Below are 13654 nucleotides of genomic sequence, written 5' to 3'. Positions count from 1 at the left end.
TCCAGCTTCGGCTCTCCTTCGTCGAACCTCCCTAACCGCCGGGCTGACTAGGCGGGCTCGAGCTCGTCGTCGTCGTGGGCGTGCCCGACAGCGTCGGCGCGTCGGTCGGCGTAGCCGGCGCGGTGCGGGGCAGTGAGGTCCGCGCCTGATCGGAACTCGACGTGTTCGCTTTCAAAGCCGACATCGAGACCCAGGTGTCCCAGTCCACGGCCCAGTCCCAGATATCGCCGTCGGCGTAGGACAGCTCGATCGAGCTGCCGGTCACCTCGACCGGGTCGCCGTAGATCGCGCTGTGGAAGTACTGCTCGGCGTCGTCCGTCGACAAGTTGATGCAGCCGTTGGTGACGTTGGTGTTTCCCTGCGCGCCCGCACTGGCCGGGTTGGCGTGGATGAACTCGCCGTTGTTGGAGATGCGAACCGCCCACCGCTCATGGATGTTGCTGTAGCCGGCGGCCGGGTTGGACATGTAGAAGTCCGCGTACTTCTCGCTGACCACATGGATGCCGTTGCGGGTGACGTTGCGCGGCTTGTCGGCTTCGCCGTAGCTGCAGGGGAAGTCCATGATCACGCCCTCGTCGCGGACCACCTGGATGCGGTGCGACGAGACTTCGGCGCGCACCACCTGACGCCGGCCGATCGCGAAGTCCAGGGACATGTCCTGTGCCCCGTAGGCGCCGTCGCCGAACGCCAGTCCGTACAGCTTGGCGTTGACGCTGACTTTGGTTCCGGCCGGGAAATAGTCCCGGCTGCGCCAGTGCACCCGGGCCCCCTGCACCTCGTCGGGTAACCAGGCCCAGCTGCCTTCCACCGGTGGCTCGGTGACGACGCTCAGGGCCCGCTCGACGGCCGCCTTGTCGGCGATCGGCCCGTCGAACTGCAGGATCACCGGCGCGGCGACCCCCACCGTCTGCCCATCGGCCAGCTGAAAGCCGCCGTCGATGACGGTGGTGGGTGCGACCGTGGTGATGCTGCCGCTGACCGGCACCGCATTGCCGTCGTGTCCCACCACCGACCCGCTCCAGGTGTAGACGGAGTCATAGCCCAGTGGCTCGGTGACGGTGTAGCGCGTGCGCTCCCGATTGAAGGTTCCGCTGAGCACCTTTCCGGCCGGGCTGGTCAATGCCACCCGCTGAAACCAGCCGTCGCGGACCGTGACGCCCACCGCAGCGGTGGGCAGCACATCGGCCACCGCTCCGCTTTTCAGGGCGGGCTCGAACGTGAGAGCTGGCGCTGACGGTGGTGCGTTCTCGGCGCTCTTTCCGGGCCGGCCGAAACATCCCGCCAGCGTGGTCGGCGCCACCACCCCGGCAGCCAGCGCCGCCAACGCACGTCGCCGGTTCAGGGTCACGGCATTCCAAGATACCGGCCGAGGGGCCTGACCACCTGCGACGTTGATTACACCGGATCTACAGCGCGCACCCGACCAGGACCGGCTCCGGGTGCAGGGTGATGCCGAACGCGTCGTGCACCCCGGCGCGCACGACGCGGGCCAGGCCCACGATGTCAGCGGAAGTGGCCCCGCCTCGGTTGGTCAACGCCAACGCATGTTTGGTGGAGAGCCGCGCCGGTGCATCCGGTCCGGGATAGCCCTTGCCGAAGCCAGACCGCTCCACCAGCCAACCGGCCGCCAGCTTGATCCCACCCGGGGCTTCCCAGTGTGGGACCGAGCCGCTTTCCCGATCAGCCAGGCTGCGGTAGATCTCTTTCGGCACAACCGGATTGGTAAAGAACGAGCCGACACTCCAGGTGTCGTGATCGTCGGCGTCGAGCACCATGCCCTTTGCCGCCCGCAGCGCCAGTACCGCGGCGCGGACCGCTGCCGGGTCGCGGTTCTCACCGTCGGTGGCCCGCAGCGCTGCGGTCAGCTCGCCGTAACGCAGCGGCGCGCTGCGCCCGGACGGATCCAGTTCGAATTCCACCTCCAGCACCACCGCCGCATCGGAGTACTTGAGCACACTGGTGCGGTAGCCGAGCTCCAGCTCGGCCGCCGGTGTCCAGCGCACCTCGCCGCTGCGCCGATCCAGCAGCAGAACCCGGGTCAGGCGGTCGGCGACCTCGACACCGTAGGCCCCGACGTTCTGCACCGGGGTGGCGCCGGCTGAGCCGGGAATACCCGACAAGCATTCCAGCCCGCCCAGGTTCGCGGCGACCGCGCGGGCGACGACGTCGTCCCAGACGGCGCCGGCTTCGGCGCGCAGCAGATTGCCCTCGATGGTGATGTCGTCGTTGGCCAGCACGACGGCGGTCAGGTCCTCGAGGTCGTCGGCGATCAGCACGTTGGAGCCCCCGGCGAGCAACAGCGGACGGTCACCGGCCGCGTCGAGTTCGCCCAGCGTTGCCACGATCTGCTCGCTGTCGGTGCACGTGATCACCCGTCGGGCGACCGGTCCCACCCGCAGGGTGGTCAAGGGCGCCAACGGCACCGCCTCAGCGACACGCGCGCCCGCGAACTCGGAACCCGCCACGGCCGGTAACGGTAGCGTGACCAGCTATGCCGCGTACATTCACGCTCTCCGAGCACTACTCGGCAACCGTCGAGCAGGTGTATGCCGTCTTCGCCGACGAGCACTATTGGCGCGCCCGGCTGGCCGACTCCGGAGCCGATGTCGTGGCGTTGGACTCGATGACCGTCGGCCCCGATGGCGGCGTCGACGTCGCTACCACGCAGGGCATTCACCGCGAGAAATTGCCCGCGCTGGCGGCCCAGTTTCATCCGGGCAATCTGGACGTGGCGCGGCACGAGACATGGCATCCGGTGCGCGACGGGCGCGCCCGCGCCCGGGTGACCGGCAAGGTCGTCGGCGCGCCGGCGAAGTTGTCCGGCGATGCGATCCTGGCGCCCGCGGCCGGCGGTTGTGAGCTGCGGCTGACCGCGACGGTGCAGGTCGACATCCCGCTGGTGGGCGGCAAGATCGAGAGTTTCATCGGCGGGCAGTTGGCCGAGCTGATGACCACCGAGCAGCGGTTCACCTCGACGTGGCTGCGGCAGGGCGGCGCAACACCGACGGCATAGGCTGGCGCTATGCGGATTGCGTGTGCGCAGATACTCAGCGGCGCCGACCCGGCCGTGAATCTGCAGCTGGTGGCCGACTACGCCGAACGGGCCGCCGACCAGGGGGCATCGCTGGTGGTGTTCCCGGAGGCGGCGATGTGCCGGTTCGGGGTGCCGCTGGGTCCAGTTGCCGAGCCGCTCGACGGGCCGTGGGCCACGCAGGTTCGCGAAATCGCCGCACGGGCTCAGATCACCGTTGTCGCCGGGATGTTCACCCCGGCCGATGATGGACGCGTCACCAACACGTTGTTGGCGGTCGGCCCCGATACCGACACGCACTATCACAAGGTCCACCTCTACGACGCCTTCGGTTTCACCGAATCACGCACGGTAGCACCGGGTTTCGAGCCAGTGGTGATTGATATCAACGGCGTCGGTGTCGGGTTGTCGACCTGTTATGACATCCGGTTCCCGGCGCTGTACACCGAACTGGCCGACCGCGGCGCAGAGCTGATCGCGGTCTGTGCCTCGTGGGGCGCCGGCCCCGGGAAGCTGTCCCAGTGGGAGCTGCTGGCGCGCGCCCGGGCGCTGGATTCGACCAGCTACGTCGTCGCGGTCGGGCAAGCCGACCCAGGCGATCTGGAGGATTCCTCGGGTGCTCCGACCGGAGTGGGCCACAGCATGATCACCTCGCCGTGGGGTGAGGTGATCGCCACGGCCGGCGCATCGCCGCAGCTACTGGTCTGCGATATCGACCTCGACGCGGTCTCTGCCGCCCGCCGGACGCTGGCTGTGTTGAGCAATCGTGCGAGCTTCCTTCAGGTCGGTAAGGCAGAATCGCGCGGGTGAGCAATCCGCCCGGACCTCCCCACGGCGAGTCACCCTGGGCTCGCCCCGCCGACCAACCCGAACCGCAAGACGGCGCCGCGCCGTCACGTCCACCGGAGCCGTCCGCGTCGCCCACCCGACAGATGCCGGCGGGCGGTCGTGAAGAGCCCACCACCCGAATCCCCGCGTCGCCCCCACAGCCTCTCGTGCCGCCGCAGGCCCCGCCTCCCTCGCAGGCCGCCGTGCCGCCGCCCACAGACCCGGTGCCGCAGCCGCCACAGGCGTCGGCGTCCGCCGGCGAGGCGCCCACCACCGTGATCGAAGCCCCGGCTGCCCCGTCACGGTCGGCTTCGGTGCTGCGTGACCCGCTGGCCCTGGTCCTGATCCTGGTCACGGTGATCGCGCTGGCGCTGGCCGGGGTGATCGGCGCCGAACTGATCGCCCGCCGTATCGGCGACAGCAAGGTAGCCAAGGCGACCGAGTGCGTGGTGAACGACAAGGCCAGCGCCTCGTTCGGGGTGACACCGCCGTTCTTGTGGCAGCACATCACCGGCAACTACACCAACATCTCCATCCACACTGCGGGCAATCAGGTCAAAGACGCCAAGCAGATGACGGCCGACCTGAGCATCTCCGATGTCGATCTGCACGGCACCGGCGACTCGCGGGGCACCATCGGTTCTCTGCAGGCGACGCTGACCTGGCCGTCGGCCGGGATCAAAGAGACCGTGCAGAACATGGTGCCGATCCTGGGCAACCTGGTCTCCGACCTCAAGACCAATGCGCAGGACGGCACCGTCGAGCTGCGCGGTGCGTTCGGTCTGGCCACCGTCGTGGTCAAGCCCGAAGTCGTCAACGGCGGCCTGTCCCTGCAAGTGCAGAAGCTGACCGGCCTGGGCGCCCTGACCCTGCCGCGAGAGTCGCTGCAGCCCGAGTTGGACCGGTTCGCCTCGGAGTTGACCAAGCGCTATCCGCTCGGTCTGCGCGCCGACAGCATCGAGGTCACCGAGACCGGTGTGGTGGCGCGGTTCTCCACCCGTAACGCCTCCATTCCGCGGACGGATGACCCCTGCTTCGCTCATCTGTAACCTTGCACAATGAGCGCACCCGGACCCACACATCGGTTTTCCGGCCTGCCGGCGATCTTGCTGGCCTTGACCGCGGTGCTCGCGATAGCACTGGTCGGGATGCTCGGCGGTGAGCTTTACGCCCGCCACCGGGCGAACAGCCTGGTCGCCGAAGCCGTCCAATGCGAGGCGCAAGACAGCGCCACCGTGTCCTTCGGGACCACGCCCCCGGTGCTGGCGCAGTACTTCAACGGCGAGTACACCCACATCTCGGTCAAGACCGCGGGCAACCAGATCCGGCAGGCCAAGGGCATGCGGCTTGAACTGGACATCCGCAACGTCCGGCTGAACAAGGACAAGAAGGACTCAGACGCTTCAGTCTCGAAGGGCACCATCGGGTCGCTGGACGGCACCATCACCTGGCCGGCTGACGGCATCAAGCAGTCGATCCAGGATGTGGTCCCGATGATCGGCAGCATCGTCACCGGCAGTGTCACTGCCGATCCGGGCGCCGGCACCGTCCAACTCAAGGGCCTGCTCAACAAGGCGACCGTCAAGCCACAACTGGTGAACAACGGACTGTCGCTACAGGTGGTCGATCTGGAGGCGCTGGGCCACGACCTTGACACCGACACCGTGCAGCGCCGCCTCGACGAACTGACCGCAAAGGTGACCGACGACCTTCCACTGGGCATCCACCTCGACAGCGTGGAAGTCACCGATTCCGGTGTGGTGGTGAAATTCTCGACCCAGAATGCCGCCATCCAGCAGGGGTCTTCATCGAGTCAATGTTTCGACTCGCTGTAAGGCATCAGGTCCGGGCGAGCCGGAAGTATCCATAGAGGTAGGCGTCGCCGCCTGCCGCGCCCGGTACCGCCGCACGATTGAACCCCGCGATCAGGATCAGGTCGTCGTTGAACCAGCGCCGAAGCCCGCCGCTGTGTCCGTACAGGCTGTATTCGATAGCGAAATCGCTCGAGAAACCGTCCGCCGCCAGCCCATAACCGGACGGGGCGAGGCACGGCCCAATGAAGTGCCGCAACGCATCCCAGACCAGCGGGGACCCGGAAGCAAGAAACCGTTCGTCAGCGACGCGGTAGCCGGGCTGTACGCCGTCGGCGAATTCCCTCAACTGCTTCTCGGCACCGGCGTGATCCGGCACCGACATGGCGGGGAGGTCGGTGCTCTGGGCGTACACCCGAATGTCCCCCAGCGCGGGCGGCGCGGCGCTTCGATACTGCCAGAAGACATATCCGGCAAGGACTATGACGATCCCCGTGACCACCGCTCCGCTTATCACCATCGCCCTGCTTGCCTTCATCCGAGTGAACCGATGTTGACGCCTGACATCGGGTGCGTGCCGAGCGGTCCGGGCAGCCCGGACCCGATAAGGTCGCCGAGCCGAACGGTGACCAACGCATCGGGGGTGTCGATCGGCGTGCCGGCATTGGTTTCCCACGGATTGCGCAACGTCACCATGGCATCACTGCCGGTGCCGTTGATGCCTTCGACCACATACACATGGCTCTGCGTCAACGGCGCTCCTTGCGGTGTCGTCGAGATCGTCACCGGTTGATGATTCGCCAGTGCACCGGAAATCGCTTGATCTATATGCTGATTGGTGAACCAGACGCTCTCCGGGTTGATCACCGTCCCGCGGTTGCCGGTCAGCGCCTCCATCGCATCCTTGGCATAGCCGCCCTGCCCGATCCCCACGTCATTACCGAGGGCATCGGAAAGATCCCGTCCCGGATATTTGAGTTTCGCGTACGCCGACTCCAGCACCGCGGGCCACAGCGCCGCATCCGGCCGGCCGTTGTCGAGCCAACTTGCACCGTTGTGCCTGATGTCGGTGTCGATATCAGCCTGGGTGACATCGAGGTGCTTCCACTCATGGCCGTCCCAGAGGGTGACATCGAAAGCCCCGGTCTGGCTGTCGAAATGAATGCGATCTTTGATCCATTGCGGGTTGGCGTTGGCGATGGCGCCCATGGTGGCATCCAAATAGCAGTCCCCGACGCTGTCCTGTTTGACATCCGCGGCGGTCGGGTCATGGGGGTAGAGATCTGCGTCGGTCCACCGGCGTTCGCCGCCGAGGGTGTCGATCGGAGGAGCCAACGGCAGACCGTCGCCCATCGGATAGCGCAGCGCCCGCAGTATCCCCGTTCTGCTCGTGCTGTCGGCGGAGACCTCGTCCACCACCCGGTGGATCTGCCTGGTCTTGGTGGCGAGGAATGCCTGGAACTGCCGAGCGCCCGCCGGGGTGTCGAGGCCGAGTATGCCTTGCCGGGCAACGACGTCGCTGATCTCGACCTCAATGGCGTCCAGGCGCCGACGCCCCCACGCCGCCTTTCGGCACGCCCCACGCAGAGCGTCGGCGAAAGCGCGATCCACCTCGACCGCCGTCTCCAGGCGTTGCGCCAAATCCTGCTCGCGCGCACGCGCCGCGTCGGCGAATGCACCACGCACATCGGGCATAGCCGCAAAGGCTATCGGCGGTCTGGGGACTTGGGTAGTCACCCAGCCGGGCTACCCCAGTCCGTCGAGCACCGCCCGAGTGCCGGACAACCCCAGTCGAGTCGCCCCGGCCTCGATCATGGCCAGCGCATCGTCGGCACTGCGGATACCGCCGCTGGCCTTGACCCCTAACCGGCCATCGACCGTGGCGGCCATCAGTGATACCGCGTGCACGCTCGCCCCGCCGGACGGATGAAATCCGGTGGAGGTCTTCACGAAATCCGCGCCGGCGTCTTCGGCGACCCGGCAGGCAGCGACCAGAGCGGCGTCGCCGGCGAACTCCAGCAGCGCAGCGGACTCGACGATCACCTTGAGTACCGCCTGGGGCACCGCGGCACGCACGGTGGCGATGTCGGCGCTCACCGCGGCAAAGTCACCTGCCAGTGCCGCGCCGACGTCGATAACCATGTCGATCTCGGCCGCCCCATCCGCTGCGGCCAGAGCGGCCTCCTGGGCCTTGACCGCCGACAGATGCTTGCCGGACGGGAACCCTGCGACCGCGGCGATCGGGACGCCGGAGGGGTTGGCCCCGGCCGCTATGGCCACCATCGACGGCGATACACATACCGCGGCCACACCGAGTTCGGCGGCTTCGGCGACGACGGCAACCACCTGCTCCGCGGTGGCTTCGGGTTTGAGCAGGGTGTGGTCGACCAGTTTGGCCACCTGGCCGCGGTCCCGTCGGGTGGTGGGCATCAGAAGGCCTCCTCGGCGGCACCCGGATTGCATCCGGATTCGAGCATGGTCACGCCGTCGACGACGGGTCGCCACGGCTCAAGGTTCCAGCTGGTCTTGCCCGGTCGGGCGAACTCGGCGTAGCTCCAGTGGCAGAGGAATTGGTCGCGCATGCCAGGGGTATCGACGTCGGGAGCGCTGGCGAGCACCTCCCGCCAAGCCTGTTCGCCCGGACTGTCGGTGTCGAGCCGCAGGGCCGCAGCTCGCGCAGCGGGGGTCGGGTAGACCCGCAGGCTCGACCGGCCGTCGTAGCTGACCCACTCGGTGTGGTCGACATAGCCGAACAGCCCGGTGTCAGCGCTGGCCGGTGCCGCACCCAGCACCGCGGCCGCGCCACCGGAGGCCGCAAGGACGAACGCACGCAGCATGGGCTAGTGGGACTTGCCTTGGACCTCAAGGAGTCGCGGTCGCACGTCCACCAGGTAGACCCCGGCCGCGCAGGCCGCGATCGCCATCCCCATTACCTGCAGCACCAAGGCCAGCAGCCCGCACACCCCGAGGATCACCAGCCAGACCGGCTTGGTGAGCTTGTCGGCGGCGGTGTAGGCGTCGGCTCGCTGCATCGCCGCGTGGACGAAGGCGTACACCGACGTCGCGAAGACGGCGATCTGCAAAACGCCAAGGACGGTACCCACCAGGTTCGCAGCGATCACGCTGCAAGCCTAGGCGGGCACCGTCCCGGGCGTCGAACTGCGACTACTTCTGGGTGACCTTCTTGGCCGGAGCCTTCTTGGCGGCCGGAGCCTTCTTCGCCGGAGCCTTCTTGGCAGCCGGGGCGGCCTTCTTGGCAGCCGGAGCCTTCTTGGCGGGAGCCGGCGCGGGCTCGTCCTTCTTGGGCAGCTCGATGCCGACCAGCTTGGCGGCGCGCTCGCCGACCTCACGGGTCTGCGACGCGACGTTGCCCAGCACCTCCTGGGTCAGCTCGACGGCCTGGTCGACGTAGCCCTCCACCTGCGCCGAGGCGTCGTCCAGACCGGACTGGTTGCGCAGCCGCACCAGGGCGGCTTCACCGCGCGCCACCAGGTCGTTGTACCGGTCGCTGGCAGCCTCCACGTAGCCCTCGGCAGCCTTGCGCAGCTCCTCGGCGGTGAAGCGCTCCCGCAGCTCGGCGAGCTGCTCGGGCAGTTCCTCCTGCAGCTTGGTCAGGCGAGCGCGGCTCTCCTCAACGCGGGTGCTGGCGTCTTCGCGGGCTTCGCCGGCACGATCGCGCAGGTTCGCAACGAGGTCGTTCACGGTGGCCAGCGCCAAATCGGCGGCGCCGAGCGCGGCGAGCAGCGGGGCCTTCAGTTCATCAATGGTCGGGTTCTCGGCCATGTCGGGTTCCTTTCGGGTTGAAATCGTGCGTAGTAATTCGGTCAGGAGAACGACAGAGGATCAGTCAGGTGGCGTCTCCTCACCGTCGGCTTCGTTCTGCTGGACGAAGGAGGTGTAGATGTCGAGCAGAACCTGCTTCTGCCGTTCCGTGATCGCTGCATCGGCGATGACGGCGTCACGGACCTCGCTCTTCTCGCTCGGCTCCAAAATTCCCGCCCGGACGTAGAGCACCTCGGCGGAAACCCTGAGGGCCTTGGCGATCTGGTTGAGGACGTCAGCGGAAGGCTTGCGCAGTCCACGTTCGATCTGGCTCAGATACGGGTTGCTGACGCCGGCCTTGTCGGCCAGCTGACGCATGGACACCTGCGCGGCTTCGCGCTGGGACCGGATGAAGCTACCGATATCCGCCGCTGCCGTGGAGACCACCGCGGCGAGCTTGTCATCCTGCGACACCGGTGACCCCTTTCGTGGACTGGCAATTGCTGACACGTGCCACGATACGGCTCAGTGCTAACTTTTGCAAGCACTTGCTAGCGCAGGTCAGAACATAAGTTGAGCTATGGCGTAGATCGCCAGGCCAGCCAGCGAGCCGACCACCGTGCCGTTGATCCGGATGAACTGCAAGTCACGCCCCACGTGCAGTTCGATTCGCCGGCTCGCCTCGGCGGCATCCCAGCGCTCGATGGTCTCGGTGATGATCGCGGTGATCTCCACCCCGTAATGGCCGACCAGATGCTGAGCGGCCCGCACGATCCAATTGTCGACCTTGTCGCGCAGTTCGGCCTTGTCGCGCAACGATTCTCCGACCTGGACCACCGTCGCAGCCACCCGCGTCCGCAGCGCACTGGATGGGTCGTCGACACCTTCGAGCACCAGCCGCTTGAGCGTCCGCCAGGCCGTCGCCGCGGCGTTGGCGACTTCCTCGCGGGCCATCAGCTGCTCTTTGACCGCGTCGGCCTTCGCGATGGTCGCCTGGTCGTGCTGCAGATCGTCGGCAAACTCGAACAAAAATCGGGTCGCGCTGCGCCGCAGTTCGTGATCGGGATTACGGCGCACCTTGTCGGTGAAGTCCATCAGTTCACGGTGGATGCGGTCGCCCACCAGGTGGTCGACGAACCGCGGCGACCAGGTCGGCGAATCGCGCTCCACCACCCGCTGGATGACTTCACCGGCATTGAGCGACCACTGGAAGGCCCGGTCGGCCAGCAGCTGGATCAGCGCCTCCTGCCGGTTCTCCGCCAGTAGGGAGCCCAGCACCCGGCCGACCGGCGGACCCCAGTGCGGCTCGGCGATGCGTTGCACGATCATCCGGTCGATCACCTCCTGGACGTCGTCGTCGCGCAGCATCTCGATCAGGACCCGCAGCACGGTCGCGGTCTCGGCGGCCACCCGTTCGGCGTGCGTCGGCTCCGAGAGCCATTTACCCACCCGTCCGGCGATCTGCGCGTCGCGCAGCTTGGTCTCGATCACCGGCGGCGACAGGAAGTTCTCCCGCACGAAGGTGCCCAACCCCTCCCCGAGCTGGTCCTTCTTGCGCTTGATGATCGCGGTGTGCGGGATAGGTATACCCAGCGGGTGCTTGAACAGTGCGGTGACCGCGAACCAGTCCGCCAGCGCGCCGACCATGCCGGCCTCGGCCGCGGCGCCGACGTAACCCACCCAGACTGGAGCGGTGCCGTCAGCCTGCGCCCATCGGCACAGCAGGAAGACCACAGTGGCGCCGAGCAGGAAACTCAGCGCCACCACTTTCATCCGGCGCAGATCACGCAATCGAACCGCATCCGCGTCCGGATCGGCGCCCGCGAACGACTCCGCCAACGACTGCACGGTTTGCGCGGCGCCCGGCCAACTCGACGGGTTCTCTGGATGCACCACTACACCATCATCCACTGTCGAGACCGCCGGTAACTGTTACCAGCTCACAAAGTTTGCTGTACGGGCCCGTATTATCTATAGCGTCTAGCGAATGGGAATCGGCAATGGTGGCAAATCAGCTCCGTACCGGTGCCGTCAAGACCGACGGTCGTAAGCGGCGTTGGCACCAGCACAAGGTCGAGCGCCGGAACGACCTGATCGACGGCACGATAGAGGCGATCCGGCGCCGCGGCCAGTACGTGAGCATGGATGAGATCGCCGCAGAGATCGGCGTCTCCAAGACGGTCTTGTACCGGTATTTCGTTGACAAGAACGACCTCACCACCGCGGTGATGATGCGCTTCACGCAGACCACGCTGATCCCGAACATGACCAAGGCACTCTCGTCGAATCTGGACGGCTTCGACCTGACCCGCGAAATCATCCGGGTGTACGTCGACACCGTCGCCTCCGAGCCCGAGCCGTACCGGTTCGTGATGGCCAACAGCTCCGCGGCCAAGAGCAAGGTGATCGCCGACTCCGAACGGATCATCGCCCGGATGCTCGCAGTGATGCTGCGGATCCGGATGAACCAGGCCAAGATGGACACCAGCGGTGTCGAGCCGTGGTCCTACATGATCGTCGGCGCTGTGCAGCTGGCCACCCACTCCTGGCTGCTAGGCCCGCGGATGACCGCTGACGAGTTGATCGATTACCTGACCATGTTCGCCTGGAGCGCGTTGTACGGCATCGTCGAGGTGGGCGGGTCACTGGAGAAGTTCAATGCCGACCCGCACCCGTCGCCCGTGTTGCCGTGGCGCCGGGCCGCCGACGCGTAGGCGCGGTCTGCCGGTCGACCTGGCCTACCCCACCAGGCACTGCCATTTTCCAGGGAAATCCCTGTATCTCTCAAGGGCTGCATCTCCTACCGTCGCAAACGGGTCATCAGAACCGACCAGTTGTGACGCGAAGTCCTATCGAGAGAAGGCAGGTGCCCCACCATGGCCACAACGGGTTACCGGCTGGCCGCCAAGACGGTCCTGTCGGCATTGATCGCCGCCGGAGCATTCCTCGGCTGTGCCGCACCGGCCAGCGCGGACGACCCGGAACAGCCGCCCGGGCAGGGCCAGGACGCCTGCGCCAACGGCGACCAGGGCCAGCAACCGCAGGACCCGCAGGCGTGCGGCGCCGGTATCGCCAATCGGGCCATCGGCGAGGCCCAGAACGCCGCCGACCAGGCGGCCCGCGCCGCCGGCCAGAACGGTCAGAACAGCCCGCCCGGTGACCGGCCACCACAGGACCTCATCACCAACTCCGCCTGCGTCATCTTCAACGGGGTTCCGACCCTGATACCGCCGGGCGGTTTGACCCGCACCGCGTCGCCGTTCGACTCACCCATGGAGGGCAAACCGTGCTGGTTCGCGTTTGGCGTGAGCCCCACGCACTAGCGGATCAGTAGGCGTAGAAGCCCCGACCGGACTTCTTGCCCAGCTGGCCGGCCTCGACCATGCGCAGCAGCAGCGGCGGCGCGGCGTAGAGCGGCTCCTTGAATTCCTCGTACATCTTGTCCGCGATCAGCTTCAGCGTGTCCAGGCCCACCAGGTCGGACAGCCGCAGCGGACCCATCGGGTGCGACAGGCCGGCAACGATCGCCTTATCGATGTCCTCGACGGTGGCAAACCCGGACTCGAGCATCCGAACCGCCGACAGCAGGTAGGGCACCAGCAGGGCGTTCACCACGAAGCCGGAGCGGTCCGAGCAGCGCACCACCTGCTTGCCGAGCACCGCGCTGGCGAACTCCTCGGTGCGGTCGGCGGCGCTCGCGTCGGTGACCAGCGTGCTGACCAGCTCGACCAGCGGCAGCACCGGAACCGGGTTGAAGAAATGCAGGCCCAACACCCGCTGCGGGTTCTGCGTGGCAGCGGCGATCTTCATGATCGGGATGGACGAGGTGTTCGACGCGAGCACGGCGTCCGGGTCGGTGATCACCCGGTCCAGCTCGGCGAAGATCTTGGACTTGACCGTGTCGTCTTCGATGACAGCCTCAATGACCAGCTGACGATCCGCCAGCTCGCCGAGGTCGGTGGTGAAGGTCAGGTTGCCGACGGCGTCGTCGCGCTCGCGCTCGGTGATCTTGCCGGCGCTCACGCCGCGCTCCAGCGACTTGACGATCCGGTTGCGGCCTGCCGTGACCAGTGCGTCGGTGGTCTCGAAGATCTTCACCTCGACGCCGGCACGCGCCGACACCTCGGCGATTCCGGCGCCCATCTGCCCGGCTCCGATAACACCTACTCGTTGGATCGACACGGTCTCCCTTTCAGTCAACGGCAGCAACAGGCCCCGCCCA

17 protein-coding genes are annotated in these 13654 nt (G+C 67.0%); 6 read left to right on the top strand and 11 right to left on the bottom strand.

The genetic code is table 11. The features are described from left to right. Window positions 1–31: 31 nt before the first annotated feature. Together MJO54_RS02770 and MJO54_RS02765 are read right to left on the bottom strand one after the other, a co-directional pair. Complete coding sequence (locus tag MJO54_RS02770) at window positions 32–1396, bottom strand: L,D-transpeptidase (protein WP_065152642.1); 1365 nt, start codon at window positions 1394–1396, stop codon at window positions 32–34. Window positions 1397–1406: 10 nt separating this feature from the next. Continuing rightward, window positions 1407–2465, bottom strand: a complete 1059-nt coding sequence (locus MJO54_RS02765) for a UDP-N-acetylmuramate dehydrogenase (protein ID WP_046283147.1) — start codon at window positions 2463–2465, stop codon at window positions 1407–1409. Between the two features lie 26 nt (window positions 2466–2491). Here MJO54_RS02765 and MJO54_RS02760 point away from each other — a divergent pair, with 26 nt between their 5' ends. The 4 genes from MJO54_RS02760 to MJO54_RS02745 are packed head-to-tail and all read left to right on the top strand — an operon-like array spanning window position 2492 to window position 5694. Next, on the top strand, window positions 2492–3013 hold the full coding sequence (locus MJO54_RS02760) for a DUF2505 domain-containing protein (RefSeq protein ID WP_046283146.1): 522 nt from the start codon (window positions 2492–2494) through the stop codon (window positions 3011–3013). Window positions 3014–3022: 9 nt separating this feature from the next. After that, window positions 3023–3841: a carbon-nitrogen hydrolase family protein gene (locus tag MJO54_RS02755; protein ID WP_046283145.1), complete on the top strand. Its 819-nt coding sequence runs from the start codon at window positions 3023–3025 to the stop codon at window positions 3839–3841. Further along, entirely contained in the window at window positions 3838–4908 is a 1071-nt protein-coding gene (locus MJO54_RS02750; protein ID WP_234783423.1) for an LmeA family phospholipid-binding protein, read from the top strand. Before MJO54_RS02755 ends, MJO54_RS02750 begins: the two co-directional genes overlap by 4 nt. 9 nt (window positions 4909–4917) lie before the next feature. Then, complete coding sequence (locus tag MJO54_RS02745; protein ID WP_046283143.1) at window positions 4918–5694, top strand: LmeA family phospholipid-binding protein; 777 nt, start codon at window positions 4918–4920, stop codon at window positions 5692–5694. Window positions 5695–5698: 4 nt separating this feature from the next. Here the strand turns inward: MJO54_RS02745 and MJO54_RS02740 are convergent, their stop codons facing one another. The 8 genes from MJO54_RS02740 to MJO54_RS02705 all read right to left on the bottom strand — a co-directional run bounded on the left by MJO54_RS02740 (window position 5699) and on the right by MJO54_RS02705 (window position 11328). Then, window positions 5699–6190 carry a hypothetical protein gene (locus MJO54_RS02740; RefSeq protein WP_133165021.1) on the bottom strand — a complete coding sequence of 164 codons (492 nt, stop codon included), beginning with the start codon at window positions 6188–6190 and terminating at the stop codon, window positions 5699–5701. A gap of 14 nt (window positions 6191–6204) precedes the next feature. Continuing rightward, window positions 6205–7365, bottom strand: a complete 1161-nt coding sequence (locus MJO54_RS02735) for a DUF4226 domain-containing protein (RefSeq protein ID WP_105295648.1) — start codon at window positions 7363–7365, stop codon at window positions 6205–6207. A 51-nt stretch (window positions 7366–7416) separates the two neighbouring features. Further along, a complete protein-coding gene (deoC, locus tag MJO54_RS02730; RefSeq protein ID WP_046283141.1) occupies window positions 7417–8100 on the bottom strand; it encodes a deoxyribose-phosphate aldolase in 684 nt (227 codons plus the stop codon). Further along, a complete protein-coding gene (locus MJO54_RS02725; RefSeq protein WP_052741114.1) occupies window positions 8100–8507 on the bottom strand; it encodes a DUF2599 domain-containing protein in 408 nt (135 codons plus the stop codon). The genes deoC and MJO54_RS02725 overlap by 1 nt, the downstream gene beginning before the upstream one ends. Before the next feature lie 3 nt (window positions 8508–8510). Then, window positions 8511–8792, bottom strand: coding sequence for a DUF2516 family protein (locus MJO54_RS02720; protein WP_046283140.1), 282 nt, complete (start codon window positions 8790–8792; stop codon window positions 8511–8513). Window positions 8793–8835: 43 nt separating this feature from the next. After that, window positions 8836–9453, bottom strand: a complete 618-nt coding sequence (locus MJO54_RS02715) for a hypothetical protein (RefSeq protein ID WP_046283139.1) — start codon at window positions 9451–9453, stop codon at window positions 8836–8838. 60 nt (window positions 9454–9513) lie between these two features. Next, window positions 9514–9906, bottom strand: a complete 393-nt coding sequence (locus tag MJO54_RS02710; RefSeq protein ID WP_046283138.1) for a helix-turn-helix domain-containing protein — start codon at window positions 9904–9906, stop codon at window positions 9514–9516. Window positions 9907–9993: 87 nt separating this feature from the next. Further along, complete coding sequence (locus MJO54_RS02705) at window positions 9994–11328, bottom strand: DUF445 domain-containing protein (protein WP_192830544.1); 1335 nt, start codon at window positions 11326–11328, stop codon at window positions 9994–9996. Window positions 11329–11432: 104 nt separating this feature from the next. Here MJO54_RS02705 and MJO54_RS02700 point away from each other — a divergent pair, with 104 nt between their 5' ends. Together MJO54_RS02700 and MJO54_RS02695 are read left to right on the top strand one after the other, a co-directional pair. Then, on the top strand, window positions 11433–12146 hold the full coding sequence (locus tag MJO54_RS02700; protein WP_046283137.1) for a TetR/AcrR family transcriptional regulator: 714 nt from the start codon (window positions 11433–11435) through the stop codon (window positions 12144–12146). Window positions 12147–12308: 162 nt separating this feature from the next. Next, a complete protein-coding gene (locus MJO54_RS02695) occupies window positions 12309–12755 on the top strand; it encodes a hypothetical protein (RefSeq protein ID WP_046283136.1) in 447 nt (148 codons plus the stop codon). Window positions 12756–12759: 4 nt separating this feature from the next. On the opposite strand, the gene MJO54_RS02690 is transcribed toward MJO54_RS02695, so the two are convergent. Beyond that, window positions 12760–13614 (bottom strand): 3-hydroxybutyryl-CoA dehydrogenase, encoded by an 855-nt coding sequence (locus MJO54_RS02690; protein ID WP_192830543.1) that lies wholly within the window; start codon window positions 13612–13614, stop codon window positions 12760–12762. Between the last annotated feature and the right edge of the window lie 40 nt (window positions 13615–13654).

The sequence above is a fragment of the Mycolicibacter virginiensis genome (genome assembly GCF_022374935.2).
Taxonomy (GTDB): Bacteria; Actinomycetota; Actinomycetes; order Mycobacteriales; family Mycobacteriaceae; genus Mycobacterium; species Mycobacterium virginiense.
The sequence above is the reverse complement of the archived record's forward strand: the minus strand, read 5'-3'. Positions and strand labels throughout refer to the sequence as shown.